Origin of the sequence: Desulfovibrio sp. Huiquan2017, from assembly GCF_017351175.1 — a bacterium.
Classification (GTDB): Bacteria; Desulfobacterota; Desulfovibrionia; order Desulfovibrionales; family Desulfovibrionaceae; genus Pseudodesulfovibrio.
Window position 1 is genome coordinate 87,479 of record NZ_JAFMPN010000004.1, and the last position, 18,481, is coordinate 105,959.

The 18,481-nt window shown below is 64.9% G+C and carries 16 protein-coding genes; 11 read left to right on the forward strand and 5 right to left on the reverse strand.

Going from position 1 to position 18,481, the window contains the following annotated elements:
• Positions 1–12: 12 nt before the first annotated feature.
• The 3 genes from J0909_RS04160 to J0909_RS04170 all read left to right on the forward strand — a co-directional run bounded on the left by J0909_RS04160 (position 13) and on the right by J0909_RS04170 (position 3,834).
• Entirely contained in the window at positions 13–765 is a 753-nt protein-coding gene (locus tag J0909_RS04160) for an MBL fold metallo-hydrolase (protein ID WP_207260771.1), read from the forward strand.
• 129 nt (positions 766–894) lie between these two features.
• A complete protein-coding gene (locus tag J0909_RS04165) occupies positions 895–2,229 on the forward strand; it encodes a tetratricopeptide repeat protein (RefSeq protein WP_207260773.1) in 1,335 nt (444 codons plus the stop codon).
• A 147-nt stretch (positions 2,230–2,376) separates the two neighbouring features.
• Positions 2,377–3,834, forward strand: coding sequence for a tetratricopeptide repeat protein (locus J0909_RS04170; RefSeq protein WP_207260776.1), 1,458 nt, complete (start codon positions 2,377–2,379; stop codon positions 3,832–3,834).
• 149 nt (positions 3,835–3,983) lie between these two features.
• Here J0909_RS04170 and J0909_RS04175 read toward each other — a convergent pair whose 3' ends face one another.
• Together J0909_RS04175 and J0909_RS04180 are read right to left on the reverse strand one after the other, a co-directional pair.
• Positions 3,984–4,868, reverse strand: coding sequence for a DMT family transporter (locus tag J0909_RS04175; RefSeq protein ID WP_207260779.1), 885 nt, complete (start codon positions 4,866–4,868; stop codon positions 3,984–3,986).
• A 24-nt stretch (positions 4,869–4,892) separates the two neighbouring features.
• Positions 4,893–5,732: an AraC family transcriptional regulator gene (locus J0909_RS04180; RefSeq protein ID WP_207260782.1), complete on the reverse strand. Its 840-nt coding sequence runs from the start codon at positions 5,730–5,732 to the stop codon at positions 4,893–4,895.
• Between the two features lie 122 nt (positions 5,733–5,854).
• Here J0909_RS04180 and J0909_RS04185 point away from each other — a divergent pair, with 122 nt between their 5' ends.
• The 5 genes from J0909_RS04185 (at position 5,855) to J0909_RS04205 (ending at position 10,924) form a co-directional block, all read left to right on the forward strand.
• Positions 5,855–6,886: a DUF2157 domain-containing protein gene (locus tag J0909_RS04185; RefSeq protein ID WP_207260785.1), complete on the forward strand. Its 1,032-nt coding sequence runs from the start codon at positions 5,855–5,857 to the stop codon at positions 6,884–6,886.
• Positions 6,887–7,003: 117 nt separating this feature from the next.
• Complete coding sequence (argS, locus tag J0909_RS04190; protein WP_207260787.1) at positions 7,004–8,647, forward strand: arginine--tRNA ligase; 1,644 nt, start codon at positions 7,004–7,006, stop codon at positions 8,645–8,647.
• Positions 8,648–8,674: 27 nt separating this feature from the next.
• Positions 8,675–9,379 carry an SPOR domain-containing protein gene (locus J0909_RS04195; RefSeq protein ID WP_207260789.1) on the forward strand — a complete coding sequence of 235 codons (705 nt, stop codon included), beginning with the start codon at positions 8,675–8,677 and terminating at the stop codon, positions 9,377–9,379.
• An 80-nt stretch (positions 9,380–9,459) separates the two neighbouring features.
• A complete protein-coding gene (locus J0909_RS04200; protein WP_207260791.1) occupies positions 9,460–10,281 on the forward strand; it encodes an alpha/beta fold hydrolase in 822 nt (273 codons plus the stop codon).
• On the forward strand, positions 10,274–10,924 hold the full coding sequence (locus J0909_RS04205; protein ID WP_207260792.1) for a CatB-related O-acetyltransferase: 651 nt from the start codon (positions 10,274–10,276) through the stop codon (positions 10,922–10,924). Before J0909_RS04200 ends, J0909_RS04205 begins: the two co-directional genes overlap by 8 nt.
• Before the next feature lie 121 nt (positions 10,925–11,045).
• On the opposite strand, the gene J0909_RS04210 is transcribed toward J0909_RS04205, so the two are convergent.
• Positions 11,046–11,735 (reverse strand): queuosine precursor transporter, encoded by a 690-nt coding sequence (locus tag J0909_RS04210; protein WP_207260793.1) that lies wholly within the window; start codon positions 11,733–11,735, stop codon positions 11,046–11,048.
• A 528-nt stretch (positions 11,736–12,263) separates the two neighbouring features.
• On the opposite strand from J0909_RS04210, the gene J0909_RS04215 reads away from it, so the two are divergent.
• Both J0909_RS04215 and J0909_RS04220 read left to right on the forward strand, forming a co-directional pair.
• Positions 12,264–12,890: a TetR/AcrR family transcriptional regulator gene (locus J0909_RS04215; protein ID WP_207260794.1), complete on the forward strand. Its 627-nt coding sequence runs from the start codon at positions 12,264–12,266 to the stop codon at positions 12,888–12,890.
• A 2-nt stretch (positions 12,891–12,892) separates the two neighbouring features.
• A complete protein-coding gene (locus J0909_RS04220; RefSeq protein WP_207260795.1) occupies positions 12,893–13,216 on the forward strand; it encodes a hypothetical protein in 324 nt (107 codons plus the stop codon).
• 341 nt (positions 13,217–13,557) lie between these two features.
• On the opposite strand, the gene acs is transcribed toward J0909_RS04220, so the two are convergent.
• Entirely contained in the window at positions 13,558–15,543 is a 1,986-nt protein-coding gene (gene acs / locus J0909_RS04225; protein ID WP_207260797.1) for an acetate--CoA ligase, read from the reverse strand.
• Positions 15,544–15,949: 406 nt separating this feature from the next.
• A complete protein-coding gene (locus J0909_RS04230; RefSeq protein WP_207260799.1) occupies positions 15,950–17,335 on the reverse strand; it encodes a protein kinase domain-containing protein in 1,386 nt (461 codons plus the stop codon).
• Positions 17,336–17,685: 350 nt separating this feature from the next.
• On the opposite strand from J0909_RS04230, the gene J0909_RS04235 reads away from it, so the two are divergent.
• On the forward strand, positions 17,686–18,456 hold the full coding sequence (locus J0909_RS04235) for an SPOR domain-containing protein (RefSeq protein WP_207260801.1): 771 nt from the start codon (positions 17,686–17,688) through the stop codon (positions 18,454–18,456).
• The last annotated feature ends 25 nt before the right edge of the window (positions 18,457–18,481 follow it).

An 18,481-nucleotide genomic window follows, 5' to 3' on the forward strand; every position in this document is an offset into this window, starting at 1 on the left:
ACGGAGCAGCCAATGCGCGTGACTTTTGTCGGGGTGGGCGAAGCCTTTGACGAGCGACTGCCGAACACCTCTCTGCTGGTGGAATCCGGAAACTCATCCATCTTGCTGGACTGCGGCTTCAACGTCTCCTGCCGATTGTGGGAACACGCGGCCAACCCCCTCGACCTGGACGCGGTGTACATCTCCCACTTCCATGCCGACCACTATTTCGGACTCCCCGCCCTGATCGTCCGATCCTTGGAGGAAGGACGCACCAAGCGGCTGACCATTCTCGGCCCAAGCGGCATCGAATCGCGGGTCAAACGGCTCATGGACCTGGCCTATTCCAACGCCCTGGCCAAGACCGCGTTCGAGATCTTCTTCATCGAGTGCATGCCCGGCGAGGACTTCAAGCACGGCGGCTTCCGCTTCCGCTTCGCCCTCAACGACCACGCCATACCCTGCCTGGCCATCCGGCTGGATGCCGGGGGAAAGTCCCTGTACTATTCGGGCGACGGCAAGCCCACCGACGCCACCGTGGACCTGGCCGAACACTGCGACCTGGTGGTCCACGAGGCCTTCACGTTCGACGAAATAACCACCGGCCACGGCGACGTGGGCACCTCCCTGGAGATGGCCCGCAAATCCGGGGCCAAGGCGTGCGCTCTGGTACATATGCGGCGGACCATCCGGCACACCATGCTGGACATGATCCGCATGGCCGTGGACACCATGCCTGAAGTCCACGGCTTCGTCCCCGAACCGGGCGATGTCTATGAGCTCTGATTCCTCACCTGGGAGGGAGGATTTATCATTCCCTTTTGCAGAATCTCATGCCATCTTCCGCCCCGGCGCGCCGGCGGCAACGGATGGCGCCGTCAATACTTGTCATTCACGCCGTGACCAGGGGAGAACATGGCCGGTAAATACGATTCCATAGTTTACGATTATTTTGAAAAAACCAGCGGTTCCATTATCTTGATCAGCGAAGACCCGCTGTTCAAGAAAATGCTGTCTTCAACCATATTTAAAGTCATCGGCACCAAACGGGACTGCCTGACCGCCGTGGAGACGATCCACGCCGGGCTGAAAAAGGTCCAGCTCATGCACAAGGCCGGGCTGGATTTCATCGTGTTCATCGAGCGCATGGTCGGCGGCGCCCCCAGCACGGACACCATCCTGACGCTGAAGCGCCTGCTGCCGGAGCTCAAGATCATCGTCCTGGTGGGCGAGACCAAGCGCGAAAACATCGCCTTTTTCTACGAGATCGGGGTGGCCAACGTCATCTCCAAGCCAGCGTCCATGAACAACATCATCGAGAAGTTGGCCTTTACGGTGAAGCCTCAAGGCAAACTCAGCGAATACATGCAGATCGGCAAACGCTGCCTGGCCGCAGGTAAGCTCATGGAAGCCATGAAGATCGCCCAGAAGGTGCTCAAGCTCAAGCCGGAGAGCCCGGCCGGACTGATGCTCAAGGGCGACGTGCACCTGGCCCAGAACGAAGTGGACAAGGCCCTTGAGAGTTACCATCTGGCCCACGAAAGCTCCAAGATCTACCTGGAGCCCATCAAGAAGCTGGTGGATGCGTACCGGGGCGTCAACGACGACGAGATGCTCAAGTACATGAAGAAGCTCGACCGCCTGAGCCCGCTCAATGCCCAGCGAAAGACCGAGATCGGCAAGGTCCACGCGCAGCGCAGCGAGATGGACAAGGCCGAGGCCTACTTCGACCAGGCCCTGGAAACCGTCACCCGGGAGGCCATGGGCATGATCAGCGCCGTGGCCGAGAACATCGCCGAGGCCGTGGCCAACGATCCGGGCATGTCCGAGAAGTACCTGACCAAGGTCCTGGAAGCCAAGGGGGCCCGGCTGGACAAGAGCGACATCGCCCTGTTCAACAAACTCGGCATCGCCCTGCGCGGCCAGGGCAAGTGGCGGGAGGCCATCGAGAACTACGCGGCGGCCCTGCGCATCTCCCCGGAGGACGAGGGGCTGCACTACAACATGGGCATGGCCTTCTACGACGGCGGGGACAAGCACCGTGCGGGCCAGTGCTTCATGAAGGCCCTGCGCTTCAACCCGGATTTCTACAAAGCCAGCGAGACGGTCTCCATGAACCTGGGCGAACTGTTCGCCGACCTGCGCGAATATGAATACGCCCTTCCCTGCTTCGAAAACGCACTCCGGCTCAATCCGGAGAATCCCACGGCCGTGAGCAAGCTCGCCGCACTCAAGAAGGCTGCGGGCTGATTCCCGACACACCGACGTCCGCGAGGGACCGGCGGCCATGCCGCCCGTCCCTTTTTTGTGCCGGGTTGACCCGTTTCCCCCATTTCACATAGTATGGAAACGTGGGCCGGATCGCCGTCCCGCCACCGGCAGCCAAGGGGGATGCGCATGCCGCCGGAAACCGCCGACGCCGTGGTCCGCAAATTCATCGAACAGGACGGAGGCGTCATCGTCTACCTTTCGGACGACCATGGGTTCACCCACGCCCTGCGCAACATGGTCTCCCGGGTCATCGGCCTGCGCGGCGAGGTGCTCCTGCCCTATACCTCGCCGGACGCGGCCGTGGACAAATGCGTGGCGCTGCGCGCACAGGAGATCCCCGTCGTGGTCTTCATCGAGCGCATGATCGACAACCGTCCGTCCACGGACTTCATCATCCGGCTGTCGCGGGAGTGTCCCGAGGCGCGCATGATCGTGCTCACCTGGGAGGCGACCCAGGAAACCGTGGCCTATTTCTTCGAACTGGGCGTGGCCCGCGTGCTGGTCAAGCCAGCCTCGGCCAACAAGGTCATCGAAGAGCTGGCTGCGGCCATTTCCCCGCCCATGGAGCTGCGCCGCCAGGCGGAGCACTGCGCCAAACTTCTGGAAGCCCGCAACTACACGGCCGCCCTGGCCGTCTCGGACCGCATTCTCATGCTCCGGCCGGACTCGGCGCGGGGGCTGGTCATGCGCGGCGACGCACTCATGGGCACCGGGCAGGTGGATGCGGCGGTCCAGGCATACATGGCCGCCCACGAGGCCAACCCCATCTTCATGGCCCCTCTCGTCAAGCTGGCCGAGGCCTTCCGCGACATGGAGGATGAACGCGCCCTGGCCTACCTCAAGGAGTTGGACGCCATCTCGCCGCTCAACCCGGAACGAAAGATCGACATCGCCGAACAGCATCTGCGCCAGGGGGAGCACGAGCAGGCCGAATGCTATCTGGATCAAGGCGTCCGGGCCGCCGAGCGCGAAACCCGCTCCATGGTCGGCGACCTGACGGAACGCATCGTGGACGCTGTGTCCGGCATCGCCCCGGACCTCGCCGTCAAATACCTGAACCGGGTCATCGACGGCAAACGCGTGCTCGGCCGCGACGACCTGATCCACTTCAACAGGCTGGGCATCCTTCTGCGCGGTGAAGGCCGTTGGGCCGAGGCGGTGAAGGTCTACCAAAAGGCCCTCGGGATCGCCCCGGACGATGCGGTCATCCTCTACAACATGGGGCTTGCCCACTGGGAGGGGCTGGAGCGCACAACCGCGTTGGACTGCTTCGAAAAAGCGCTGGCCATCGACCCCGAATTCTATACGGGAAGCGTGGGCGCGGCCCTGAACATCGGCTCCCTGTATCTGGAACTGCGCTATCCCGACGACGCCGTCCCGTTCTTCGAGCATGTGCTCGCCCTGGACCCCGAAAACGACCTGGCCCACGCCAAGCTCGACCAGGCCCGCCGTCAGGCCGGGGCCCGGCCCGCCTTCCCCCGCCGCCGCGCGGACGAAAAGGCCCTCAACCTCGACAATCTTCCGGACCCCCCAGAAAAAAAGGGGAAAAAGAAGCGCAAGCCGTTCACCAACCTGGAGCTGTAGGAATTTCAGGCGGCCGGGAAACGGCAAAGGGCGCAACGCCCATCTTCCTTCACGCCGCACGCCCTGGCAAAACAGCGGGCGCGACGATCCCCACGGCGTGGCTGGCGTCCGGCCCGGCTGGTGCCCGGCCGCCGGGAACCTTCGCCCCGTCATCGCGATATGAGCACGATCCCGCCGAGCACGCAGCCGCAGCCCGCAATCTGCGGCCAGCCGATGGGCTCATGAAGCACCAGGGCGGACAGGATCAGGGCGGACACCGGCAGGATCGCGGTAAAGACCCCGGCCGTGGACGGCCGGACTCTGGTTATGCCCGCGAACCAAAAAATATAGGCGAACGCGGTGACGAACACACCGTAGTAGAGGACCACGAGCCAGTCGGCGGGGGGAATGGCGGCGAGGTCGGCGGTGGCGGCTTCGTAAAGGCCCATGGGCAGGAACCAGAGCAGGCCGAAAAGGGAAATGATCGTGGACGCGGCCAGGGGGGAAAGCGGTTCGGGCACGGTCTTGCGGATGAGCAAAAACAGGGATTCGAAGAACACGGCGGCCAGGACCAGAAGATTGCCGAGCACGGGGTGCGTGGCGCCCCCGCCCCCGGCATGCGGGAAGCGGGCCAGATTGATGACCAGCACGCCCGCCATGGACAGGAGGATGCCGGAGAGCACATGGCGCGACGGGCGGTCCTTGAGAAAAAGCCAGGCGAGGAGTCCCATGCAGGCCGGAGTGGTGGAGGTGATGACGCCCGCCGAGGCCGGTCCGGTCCGGGCCAGGCCATAGAGCAAAAAGACCGTGAACAAAAACGAGCCGCACAGGGACTGGACGGCCAGCTTGAGCCAGGTCCGGCGGCAAAGGCGCGGCAGGCCGCCCTCCCGCCGCGCGAGCAGGGGCAGGAGGATGGCGAGGGCCAGGACGAAACGCAGGGCCGAGGCCAGGAATACCGGCAGATCCTCCACCATGATCTTGCCGGCCACCACGGAACTGCCGACCAGGATCATGGCCAGGGAAAGATTGAGACAAGCGATGTATTGTTCGGGCATGGCCGGACCATGCCCCGAACGGGCCTAGGAGTTTTGAAGCATCTTGCGGTAGTTGGCGGGCGTGACCCCGGTCTGGCGCTTGAACAGCCGGGTCAGGTGCGCCTGGTCCGCGAATCCGCAGTCCATGGCGATGTCCGCCACGCGGCCTTCCCCGGCCAGGCGGCGACGGGCGCGCTCCACCCGGGTCTGGGTCAGAAAGGCGTGGGGCGTGACGCCGAGCTGCCGCTCGAAAACGCGGACCAGGTGGAAGGGAGACAGCCCGGCCTCGCGGGCCAGCTCCGACAGGGGCAGGTCCTCGGCGAAGCGGTCCTCGATGATCTCGCGGGCCCGGTTCACGGCCCGGTGCTCCCGCCCGGCCCGGGGCGCGCCCCGGCGGTCGTCCGCGTGCCGCGCTATCCAGGCCGTGAGCAGCCCGAGCAGGCGGGTCTTCTTCTCCATGAGCGAGGTCTCCGGTCGTTCCAGACGCCGGTGGGTACGGTCGATACACGCGGCCAGGGCCGGATCATCGAGCACGCCCGCCCGGAAATGGGGGAGCTCCGGCCGGCGTACGAGTTCGCGCGCGGCGGCCATGAGCGCGTCCGGGGAAAGGTAGAACATGCGGTAGGTCCAGCCCGCTTCCCCGGCACCGTGGCCGTCATGCGGCTCGCCCGGCACCACCAGGTTGACCTGGCCCCGCGCGGCCACCACGGATTCGCCGCGATAGCGGAAGCGCATGGCCCCGTCTTCGATGCAGCCCACGGCGAACCCTTCGTGAAAATGCCGGGAGAAGCGCTGGGTCACAAACCGCGCGCGCAGCAACTCCACCCCGCCCCAGAAGGGCAAGGCTGAAACGTACGCGGTTTCCTTGGACGGTGAACGGGTCATGGCTCGATCATCGCCCAGCCCGGAAAGAAAGGCAAATGGCCGAATGGAGGACAGCGGCTTTCTTCCAAGGCGTTGACCTTCGAGGATATTCCCGGCTAGGACGGAGGAAACCGGGAGAGCCGATGAAGTTCACGCAAAAGGACCTGGACGAGGCGGTGCGGGCGGGCGTCATCGCGCGGGAGACGCGCGACGCCCTGGTGGCCTTTCTCGAGGACGGGCACGAGGGCGCTCCGGCCTTCACCATGACCAACGTGCTCTACTACCTCGGCGGGCTCATCGTCATCGGGGCCATGACCATCTTCGTCACCGACGCCTGGGGGCGGCTCGGCGGGCCGGGGCATCTGCTCATAGGCGCGGGCTACGGGCTGGCCTTCCTGTTCATGGGCAATTGGCTGTGGCAGGGCAGGGGGCAGCGCGTGCCCGGCGGCATCCTGGTCACGGCCGCGGTCTGCATGACCCCGCTGACCGTTTACGGCATGCAGGAGATGTATGGCGGCTGGATGTGGGGCGACCCCGGCATGTACTTGGATTTCTTCCACTGGATCAGACGCGGCTGGTTCTTCATGGAGGTCGGCACGGTCGTGGCGGGCCTGCTGGCCCTGCGCCGGTTCCGGTTTCCGTTCATCACCCTGCCCATCGCGTTCTGCCTGTGGTTTATGTCCATGGACCTGACGGCCGTGCTCTACGGCCCGGACTTTTCCTGGGACCAGCGCAAGATCGTCTCCCTGTGGTTCGGGCTGGCCATGCTCGTGACCGGCTATCTGGTCGACCGCCGCACCCGGCAGGACTTCGCCTTCTGGTTGTACCTGTTCGGCATGCTGGCCTTCTGGGGCGGGCTGACGAGCCTGGACAGCGACTCGGAGCTGGGCAAGTTCGCCTACTGCGGCGTCAACCTGCTGCTCATGGGCGTCTCCGTGGTTTTGCAGCGGCGGGTGTTCATCGTCTTCGGGGCCCTGGGCGTGTCCATCTACCTCGGGCACCTCGCGGCGGACGTGTTCGACGACACCCTGTCCTTTTCCTTCGCCCTGAGCGGGCTGGGGTTGCTCGTCATCCTGGCCGGGCTTCAGTACCACAAGCATCGGGAGGCCATCGAGGAGAAAACCCTGCGCCTGCTCCCGGCAGCCATCCGGCGAACGCTCCCCCGCTATCGTTAAAGACCGGCTCCGGCCCGCGTTCCCCGGCCGGGAAGGCTCCCCCATCTCCACTTGGATTGCCCGGGGTTTCGTGCTAGAGGCTTCGCCACGAGGTTTGTTTAAGGAGAATACCCTACAATGAGAGCGAAGACACATTTGGAAGCGGCGTTGAAGCAGGCGCTGGACGGACTGGGCCTGCCGTGGCCGGACAAGGCGGTCATCGAACCGCCCAAGGACAGCGCCTTTGGCGATATGTCGGCAAACGTGGCCATGCTGCTGGCCAAAGAGGCCAAAAAGGCCCCACGCGCAGTGGCCGAGGACATCAAGGCGGCGCTCGCGGACGACCCGCTCATCGAGAAAATCGAGATCGCCGGTCCGGGCTTTTTGAATTTCACCTTTGCCCCGGTCTTCTGGCAGAAAACCGTGGGCGTGATCCTCAATCAGGGCGCAGCCTACGGCTCCTCAACCTTGGGCAACGGCACCAAGGTGCAGGTGGAGTACGTCTCCGCCAACCCCACCGGGCCGCTGCACATCGGGCACGGGCGCGGCGCGGCCCTCGGCGACGCCCTGACCCGCATCCTGGAGAAGGCCGGATATGACGTGGAGGCCGAGTACTACATCAACGACGCGGGCCGCCAGATGCGCATCCTGGGCGGGTCCATCCTCTACCGCGCCCGGCAGGACGCCGGACTCGACCCGGCCGAGCCCGAGGACTACTACAAGGGCGCATACATCTCCGACATCGCCCGCGACCTGACGGGCCTGCGCCCCGACCTTCTGGAACTCCCCGAGGAAGAGGCCGTCGAAGTCTGCAAGGAGTACGGCAAGGACGTCATCCTGCAAGGCATCAAGGATGACCTGGCCGCCTTCCATGTGCGCCACGACGTATGGTTCTCGGAGAAATCCCTGGTGGACGACGGCAAGGTGGACGAGACCTTCGCCGACCTGACCGCCTCGGGCATGGGCTATGCCGCGGACGGCGCGTTCTGGTTCAAGTCCACGGAGCTGGGCGACGACAAGGACCGCGTGCTGCGCAAGTCCAACGGGGACACCACCTATTTCGCGTCCGACATCGCCTACCACGACAACAAGTTCAAGCGCGGCTTCGATCTGGTCATCGACATCTGGGGCGCCGACCATCACGGCTACGTGCCGCGCATGATGGCCGCCTGTGAGGCGCTGGGCAAGCCGGGCGGCCTGTCCGTCATCCTGGTCAACCTGGTCAACCTGCTGCGCGACGGCCAGCCCATCGCCATGTCCACCCGCGCGGGCCAGTTCGAGACCCTCAAGGACGTGGTGGACGAGGTCGGCTCCGACGCGGCCCGGTTCATGTTCCTCTCGCGCAAATCCGACTCCAAGCTCGATTTCGACCTGGAGCTGGTCAAGCAGAAGTCCATGGACAACCCGGTCTACTACGTGCAATACGCCCATGCGCGCATCTGCTCGCTGGACAAAAAGGCCAAGGAAGCGGGCATCCATGCCGCGGCCGTAAGCCCGGCCTCCCTGGCCCTGCTCGATACCGAGTGGGACATGGAGACGCTCAAGCTCCTGGACCAGTACCCGGACTACGTGGAAGCCGCCGCGCGGACCCAGAGCCCGCACCTGATCTCCATGTATTTGCAAGAGCTTGCCTCGACGCTCCACAGGTACTATACCAATTGTCACGTACTCAGCGCCGAACCCGAAGTGGCTTCGGCCCGGCTCATGCTCCTCGACAGTGTGGCCGGGGTGGTCAAAAACGGCCTCGGCCTGCTGGGCGTCAACGCCCCGGAATCCATGTAGGGGCGGGCGAACCTCCAAGGACGGAATATGGCGGAAAATCTGGAACCGAAATACAAGGTCAAGGTGCCCAAGCTCAACGCGGCCAAGCGGAAGTACGAGATATCCCTGTCCCTGCCCGGCATGATCAGCATCACCGGGGTGGGCGTCCTGGCCCTGACCTTCTTCTTCGTCATGGGCATCCTCATCGGACGCGGCTACCGGCCCGAGGCCGACGTCCCGCCGCTCCAGGAGATCATGCCCGGCAGCGAACACGGCCAGATGGTCGGGGAGGCTTCGCCACCCAAGGTCCTGACCCTTGAGGAACTGGACTACCAGGACCGACTGAAGGCTTCGCCCCAACAGATGCTCGACACCCCGGTGGCCGCGCCCAAGCCCGCGCCCAAACCCGAACCGAAGCCCGAACCCGCACCGAAACCGGCCAAGCCGGAGGCCGCGCCCGTCAAGACCGAGACCGCCGCGCCCGCCCCGGACCAGCCCGGCGAAGCCGTCTTCGATTACGTCTACCAGGTGGCCTCGTTCCGCAAGGTGGACATGGCCCGGTCGCTGAGCGACAAACTGGCCGCCGCCGGGTTGCAGGCCAAGATCGAGTCCGGCGAGGCCAAGGGCTCCACATGGCATCGCGTCCAGGTCCTGCATCACGGAACGCCGACATCCACCACCCAGATGAAGGCGGTCTTGTCCAGGTTCGGCATCAGCAAGCCATTGCTCAAGAAAAAGACCGCTGCCCGGTAACGGGCGGACAGGACATTTCAAAGGGCTGCACGGCAATTCGGGCAGCCCTTTTTTTTGCGGACCACACCTCGGGAGGGAACATGACGACGGTGAACACATCCTCCGGCCCCCGACAGGGGACCATCCTGTTCGTGCACGGCGCTCTGGCCGACGAGCGCATGTGGCGCGAGCACATCGAACAGCTCAAGAGCGAATTCGCGGCCACGGCCGTGCCCCTGCGCCATTTCGGCGTGAACGGCGCGGCGGACCGGGGCGAATTCGGCCTGAATACCCACGCGGACGATCTCGCGGCCGAGGCGGTCCGGCTGGCCGTCCACGGCCCGGTGCACATGGTCGCCTGGTCCTATGGCGCGGATGCGGCCCTCAACGCCGTGGTCCGCCACCCCGGCAGGATCGCCAGCCTGCTGGTCTACGAGCCGGGTTATCCTGGCTGCCTGAACGAGGAGGAGATGCACGTCTTCGGCCGCGACGCCGGGGCCATGTTCGGCCAGGTGTTTGATCTGGATGCGGCCGGACAGACCAGACAGGCCGTGGAGGCCCTCGTGGACAAGTCCGCCAACAGGGTGGGCTACTTCGCGGCCCAGCCCGAAACGACGCGCGGCCAACAGCTCGAAAACGGCCACACCCTGCATCGCCAACTGCATCAGCAGGAGACCCCGAACCTGGGCGTGAAGGCGCTCTCCGCGATCGACATCCCGCTTACCGTGGCCTGGGGCGAGGATTCCCGGCTGTTATTCCAGGCCGTGTCCGTGGGCGTAGCCCGCGCCGTGCCCCCGGCCCGCATCAAATCCGTGGCCCGGGCCAACCACATGCTTCCCGTCGAAGACCCGCGCAGGTTCGTGGGCCTCGTGCGCGATCACCTCGGGGCCCGACCCCGATCCAAGGAGTCCGAACATGCTTGATCCCACCACCCGACACCCCATGATCCTGCCGGACGGCACAGTCGTGAAGACCGTGGTCAACCTGAACCAGGTCATCGACCATCCGCGCATGGAAATCGGCGACTTCAGCTACTACTCCAACTTCAATCCGGTGGAGGACTACGCGGCCGCCATCGCCCCGTATCTCTTCCCTCTCAGCCCGGAGAAACTGATCATCGGCAAATTCGTCCAGATGGCCCACGGCGCGATCTTCGTGACCAGTTCGGCCAACCACGCCATGAACGGGTTCTCCACCTACCCCTTTTGGAACTTCACCATGACCCCGGAGACCGGCTTCGATGCCGTCAAGGCCCTGTTCAACATGCCCGGACGCAAGGGCGACACGGTCATCGGCAACGATGTGTGGCTCGGCATGGAGGCCGTGGTCATGCCCGGCGTGACCGTGGGCGACGGCGCGATCATCGGCGCGCGCTCCGTGGTCACGCGGGACGTGCCCCCCTACACCGTGGTCGCGGGAAACCCCGCCCGGGAGGTCCGCTCGCGGTTCGACCGGAAGACCGTGGACCGGCTGCTCGCCATCCGCTGGTGGGACTGGCCGCTGGACCGGATCAAGGCCAACCTCGACGCCATTACGGGCGCGGACCTGGACGCCCTGGAGGGCTGACCCCACCGCCCGGACAATGCCCCTTTTGCGCGGGAAAACGCGCAGGAAAACATCGCGCGGAAGACGCGAAAAAAGGCCGCCGGAATCGCTCCGGCGGCCTTTCGTTTGTGATCGGTTGTCCTTAAGCGGACTGAACCTGGTGCTGCTTGTTGAACAGGTGCTTGGCCAGATAGATGAACGGGGTATCCAGGGCGGCCACCACCACCTTGATGATGTAGGTGGACAGCAGGATTTCCATGAACACGTCCGCCGGAAACACGCCCCAGAAGGCGACGATGCAAAAGATCGCCGAGTCAAGCAGTTGGCTGATCATGGTCGAGGCGTTGTTGCGCAGCCACAGGTGCTTTTCGCCCGTGCGCTCGCGGATGGCGTGGAAGGCCCAGACGTCGTGCAGTTGGGAAACCAGGTACGCGGCCATGGAGGCCAGAGCCACGCGAGGCAGGAACCCGAACAGGGCCTCCAGGTGCGGCTGGGCGAAGTCGGACGCGGCGGGCTGGAAATAGAGCGCGATCTGCATGTAGCCGACCATCATCACCAGGGTCACGAACCCCAGGAGCACGCCCTTGCGCGCCTCCTTCTTGCCGTAGAATTCACTCAGAAGATCCGTGGACAGAAACACGCTGGCATACAAGACGTTGCCCAGCGTCGTGGTCAGCCCGAACAGTTCCACGGTCTTCAACACCTGGATGTTGCACAGCAACAGGTTGAAGACCATCAGGCCGAACAGCCCCACCTTGCCAAACAGCCGGTACACCACCAGAACCATGCACAGGTCCATCAATGCAAACAGTATCCATAACAGCTCGTTCATGTGGGGTGACTTGCCCCCATTTCGGCCCGAGGTCAAGCCCGGACTGGGTAAGGGGACGCGTCCGCCGACTCCTTCGGGAAAGGGCGGAAGGCCGGTCCGGGAAGAGGATGGTCGCCTGCGGCCTGGATTCCGGGGGCAGCGACCGAAACCTCCAGGCCACGGCCGGGCCATTGCCGAGGGGCCAGGCACTCGTCGCTTTACCTTTTTTCCAGGTACTTGCCTCAAAAATCATCGTTGACTGTTCAGAAGGCTCCCCCTGCCGGTTTCATAAAACCTCGGATGCGCGATGGCCGAGGGGAATGCGGATCGACAACGGTTATCGCCTTCTTTCCCCAACACCCCGCGCCCCCCTAAGGTCCTTGCTTCAAGTATATCTCTTCCTCTCCACAGCCTCGGACAGCGCCGCCCGCCGCCGAAAAACAGGCGCCCTTTCCATGTCCGCCCTTGACGGCGTTTAAAAGTGAATATATCGTTCATTTATCAAAAGCGAACACACCATTCATTTTTAAGCAAAAGGAAGCAAGGGTCATGGCGCAGGTCCTCAAGGAGAACGTCCGCCGCAGCATTGCGGCCGCCGCAGAGTCGCGGTTCGCCGAACAAGGGTTCGAAAGCGCAACCATAGAGGCCATCGCCCGGGACGCGGGCGTGGCCGCAGGCACGGTGTACAAGTATTTCCCCAGCAAGCAGGCGCTGTTCCGCTCGATCGTCACGGACGAATTCGTGGCCGAGCTGTCGCGCTTGACCCGGGAGCGTATCGCCGAATTCGCCCGGCCCTCGGGTCTTGAGCCGGGGCAGGACGCCATGTCCGGTCCATCCGGCGACCTGCTTGGTTTCCTGGCCCGGAACCGGCTCAAGGCCGTCATCCTGCTGGGCTGGGGGCAGGACACGGAATACGCGGACTTCGCCCCGGACTATCTCCGGGACATGGAAGCCCAGACTCTGGCCCAGGCGGCCGAGCAGTTCCCCCGGCTCGAACAAACCCGGACATTCCGCTTCATGGTCCGGCGCATCCTGGAGGAATCGGTCCGGGGGACCGTGGCCATCCTCTCGGAATTCGCGGACGAAGCCGACATCCGCAGGTCGTTCGCCGCGGCCATGCGCTGCCGGATCGCAAGCATCAACGCCCTGGTGGCCTGGGCGATGGAGGGCGAATAGCCATGCACGCGTTCGACATCCTGGCCGAGGCCAAAATGCGTCAGTGGGAAAAGGAAAAGAAGGAAGGCGTGGCCAAACCGGCCAGAAGCGGACCGAGCCTTTCGCTGGAGTCCGGCGACTCTCTGGAGAAACAACTCTTCGCCGACATAAGGCGGCTCATCCGGCGCTCCCGCCTGGAGACCCCGCAGGCCAGCCGGGCGACGCTGAAAGAGGCGGAGCGAGTGCAGGTGCAACTGTCGGCCCGGCTGGAAAAGGCCGGAGCCTACCATCTTAGCCGACACGTGGCCGACAGGATCAGGGCCTTGCGGGAAGGGGCCGACGAATAGGCCGCGTTCCCCATGCGGTTAGGGACGTTCCACACGGCCGGCTTCGTAGCGCTCGCGGTGAAGGTTCCTGTACTTTGCCCGGGCGGTGGTGCAAACCTTGCCGTCGCCGTCGCCGTCGCAGTGAAAAGTCAGCTTCGGTCCGGACGGGTTGCCCGGACGCCAAAAGACAGGTGCCAGCCGGAAAGAGCTTGGCGGTCTTGCTCATTGCCGCTCCATAGTTCGCCCCTCATAGACCGCCCCGCCCCGACGTAGAAGGCCCCCGCACCGAGCGGGGGCCTTCTGTTCGTCGCCGTGCGAAGTTGTCGAAAACGGTGTGGATGCGCCGCTCCCGGGAGCCGACGCTAGCCGATCAACTCCTTGTTGCCTTCCACCAGATCGGTGACCACGCCCGGATCGGCCAAGGTGGAGGTGTCGCCGAAGTCCGTGGAGTGTTCGACGATCTTGCGCAGCACGCGGCGCATGATCTTGCCCGAACGGGTCTTGGGCAGCCCGTCCGCGAACTGAATGAACTCGGGAGTGGCGATGGGGCCGATCTCCTTGCGCACCCAGACCTTCAGTTCCTTGACCATATCGTCCGAGGGTTCGAGCCCGGATCGCAGCGTCACATAGGCGTAGATGGTCTCGCCCTTGATGTCGTGGGGCATGCCGACCACGGCGGCCTCGGACACGTCGGGATGAGCCACCAGGGCGGACTCGATCTCGGCGGTGCCCATGCGGTGGCCGGACACGTTGATGACGTCGTCCAGGCGTCCCATGATCCAGAAATAACCGTCCTCATCCACGCGCGCGCCGTCGCCCGCTTCATAGGCCCCGGGGAACCCTGCGAAATAGGTGGACTTGTAGCGTTCCGGGTTGCCCCAGACATTGCGCAGCATGCCGGGCCACGGCTTGTCCACGATCAGGTGCCCGCCCTCGTTGGGCTCGGCGCGGGAGCCGTCGCGGCGCACGATCTGGGCCGAGATTCCGGGTAACGGCAGGCTCGCGGAGCCGGGCTTGAGCGGAGTGGCGTAAGGCAGGGCCGAAATCATGATACCGCCGGTCTCGGTCTGCCACCAGGTATCCACGATGGGCAGTTTCCCGTTGCCCACGTGGTCATGGTACCACAGCCACGCCTCGGGGTTGATGGGCTCGCCCACCGAGCCGAGCAGACGCAGGGAGGAGGTGTCGTAGGTCTTGGTCCACTGTTCGCCCTCGCGCATGAGGGCGCGGATGACCGTGGGTGCGGTATAAAAGATGCTGACCTTGAACTTGTCCACGATCTGCCAGAAACGGTCGGGCCGGGGGTAGCTCGGCACACCCTCGAACATGACCGAGGTGGCGCCGAGCGCCAGGGGGCCGTACACGATGTAGGAGTGGCCGGTGATCCAGCCCACGTCGGCCGTGCACCAATACACGTCGTCGTCCTTGACGTCGAAGACGATCTGGGTCGAATGGGCCGCGTAGGCCAGGTAGCCGCCGGTGGTATGCAACACCCCCTTGGGCTTGCCCGTGGACCCGGAGGTGTAGAGGATGAACAACGGATCCTCGGACTCCATCTCCTCATAGCCGCAATCCGAGGTGATGTCCTCGGCCGTGATCTCGTCGTGCCACCAGGAGTCGCGACCCTCGACCATATTGACCTCGTTGCCGCCGCGCTTGACCACGATGCACTGCTCGACCGACGGGCAATCCTTGAGGGCCTCGTCCGCGTTGGGCTTGAGCGGGATGGTCTTGCCCGCGCGCAGGACCGCGTCCGCCGTGACCAGGACCTTGGCCTCGGCGTCGTGGATGCGCGATTGCAGGGCGATGGACGAGAAACCCGCGAAGACGATGGAGTGCGGCGCGCCCAGCCGGGTGCAGGCCAGCATGGCGATGGCCAGTTCCGGGATCATGGGCATGTACAGCGAAACCCGGTCGCCGCGCTTGACACCTTTTTTCTTGAGCACGTTGGCGAACCGGCAGACCTCGGTGTGGAGCATCTGATAGGTGTAGACCCGCACATCCTCCTCGGGCTCGCCCTGCCAGATGAGCGCGGCCTTGTTCCGGCGGCCGTCGGTCAGGTGGCGGTCCAGGCAGTTGTAGGCCACGTTGGTCCGGCCGCCCGAGAACCACTTGAACTCCGGCTTGTCGTAATCCGCTTCCAGGACGGAGTCGAAATCGGAAAACCAGTCGAGCAGTTCCTTGGCCCGTTCGCCCCAATACCCGTCCGGATCATCGAGGGCCCGCTTGTGGGCCGCCTCGTAGGCCGCCATGTCCGCGATCCATGCCTGCCCCTGCATGGCCGCGTCCGGCTGAAATATCTGTCCTTCCTTTTGCATGCTTTCGATTTTCTTTTCTTCTTCGGTCATCGAGATGCTCCTGATCTGTTCGTTTCTTCGCCTCGCCCATCCGGCGTGGACCGCAACCCATTGAAATGCCGAGTCGTGGCGGAAGACCGCCGCCGACACTTCATCCTCTAGTGAAAGCGAATGCCGATCGCTTCCATTTTTAGGTGAACGGTCACAAACAACCCGGTGAACGGTTTGGAGGCGGTGAGTGGCGCAGGTTGCGCGCCGGGAGGCGGCTTGCGGTAGCGGCGCACTCGAAGACGCTCCAAGGGAATGGGGGGCTGCGCTGCCTGAAATGGCTCCGGGAAAGAGAGTGAGACTCTCGCTCTCGCCCGCCCCTGCCGCAGGCACACAAAAAGTTTGGAAAGGGGGGCCAGGGGGGAAACTTTTAAAAAAGTTTCCCCCCTGGCCGCCGGAGGCATCCCCCTTACCCGGCCACAGCGCGGGCAAAGAAGCGACAGGTCAGGTCCTGCCACCAGACGAAGCCGAGTTCGGCGTCCACGTACCAAGCGGCGGTGAAGGCCTTGCGGTCGGCGGACCAAAGGCGGGCCTTGAGCGGATCGAAGGCGGGCTCCTGGCAGAACTCGCCGGGCTCGGTGCGGCCGGTGAAGAGCGTGGCCAACTCGGCCACGGTGGGCAGCCGCCAGTCGGTGCGGCCGGCAAAGGCGTTTTTGTTCAGGCGGGTCACATGGGCGTTGGCGCGTCCCCAGGTCAGCGGATAGCGGGAACCGTAGCGCTCCCAGACCAACCCCGTGGTCCGCTCGGCCACCGTGCCGTCGCCCCGGTCGACAAACTCGCCGTGGGCGTAGCACGCGGGCCGCCACAGCTCGTCCAGGCCGAAGGCGGCGCGCCCTTCCTTGAGTCCGGCCTTGAGCGGCACGGACCGAGGGCGCGGGCACGTTTCTGAAATTTCGGGCTCGGCCAGAAGGTCCGGGGCCGCACAGGCCGCCTCGCGCCGGGCTCGCCAACGGGCCTCCAGATCATCCAGGGCGTCCAGCATGGCCGGGCCGTCCGGGAAACGGTCCGCCGGGTCCCGGGCCAGGGCCATGGCAAAGAATTCGTCCCAGCTCCGGTCCAGGTCGGCGTGCACTTCGCGGACGGGCCGCATGCCCTTCCCGTCCGCCGGGCCCTCGGGTAACCGTCCGGTAAGCATGCGGTACAGGGTCACGCCCACGGAATAGCGGTCCGAGCGTTCGTCGGCGGCCTCCGGATCGGCCTCCTGCTCGGGCGCGGCGTAGTACGGGGAGCCCACGACCATGCCCTTGTGCCGCACGGTCGGTTCGCCGCGCAGCTTGGACAGGCCGAAGTCGATGAGCTTGACCGTGCCCGGACCGCCCAGGTCCTCGGCCAGCATGACATTGAACGGCTTGACGTCGCGATGGATGATGCCCTCGTAATGCAGCCGGTCCAGGCCGCGCAGCATACCCCGCGCCACGGCCAGCGAGGTCTCCACCCCGAGCCTCCGGGACGGGCGCTCCACTTCGTAGGACTCGCCCATAAGCGCGCCGAGGTTGCCGCAGAAATATTCCATGGTGAAATGTGGAGGCGCGGGCCTGCCGTCCGGGCCGTCGCTTCCGGCGTCCACATCGAGGATGGCGGCCACGTTGGGATGGCTGATGGAGGCCATGGCCGAGGCCTCCTTGAGGAACATCGCCCGCAGGGCGTCCTCCCCCACCAGCTCCTCCATGATCTCGGCGGGCCTGAGGACCTTGAGGGCCACGATGCGGCCGGTCACGGGCATGGCCGCCTTGTACACCGCGCCCATGCCGCCCCGGCCGAGCAGGCCGCGTATTTCATATCGTCCGATGCGCATGCGGCACGGTAGCCCAAGGGAACGGCCCGCGTCCATCCCGCGTTGCGGTCCCGGGCGCGAAACGGGGCGGGAACCGCAGTCCCCGCCCCTGAACCGGGATGGCGTCCGGGGCCGATCCCCGGACTTCCCGAACAACCTACACCCGGTTTTCGGCAAAACGCGGTTTCGAGAACGAATGACGGGAAAAAACAACCGATCGGCATAAAAAAACACCTTGACGGGGTTGGCCGGGCCCGTCCCGATCGCGCGCCGGAAAACACCCGGCCCGGCTTGCCAAGGCACCTCTTGACGTATACTTTAGACATCCTCTAGACATACAAGGCACAGAGAACCAACAGGGGGGACTACCCATGAAGAAAACCATACTGGCCCTGGCGGTGCTGACCGTCGCCCTCATCCTGAGCGGCTGCTTCCGCAAGCACATCGAATCCGCGCCGCCGGTCAAACAGCCCGCGCAAACCCAGACCGCTCCCGCCGAGCGGCCCATCATCGAGGAAACCCATGTGGTGGCAGAGGAGAAGCCTCTGGACGGCCCGGTGGAGGAAGTCTACGAGGTGGACGCCGCCAAGCAGGCCGGGAAGCAGGCCCCCGCTGTGGGCGAAACCGAACTGGCCGAGGAACCGTTGCCCGACGCGGATCAGCTCAAGCGTGAGGCCGAGGCCGCCGCGGCCCAAGGCGCGCCCCCGGCCACGGAAGCGGCCGAACGGGCCGAACAGGCCGCGCAGGCCACCCCGGCCCCTGCCGCCACTCCGGTCCCTGCCGTTGCGACGGCCCCTGCCGCCGCGGCGCAGACCGCCAAACCCCTTCCTCCGGCCAATCCCGAGGACGAAGTGGTCGGCATCGGCGATGTGGGCGAAGCGTCCGGCGCGACCGCCGCTTCGACCCTGGCCCCGGGCGGACCGTATTATGTGCAAGTGGGGGCATTCTCGGACGTGGAGAATGCAAACAGAGCCCTCGAACGTCTCATTGCGGACGGATACAAGGGCTCTGTGCTGGTCAAAACCGACGAGGGGCTGTTCCGCGTGCAGGCGGGTTCATTCCCGGACGAAGCAACGGCCGGAGCCGCCTTGGAAAAACTGAAGGCGGACTACCCCAAAGGGTTCGTGCTGAAAAAACCGTAGTCCGGTCGCGGACCGAACTTCAGGG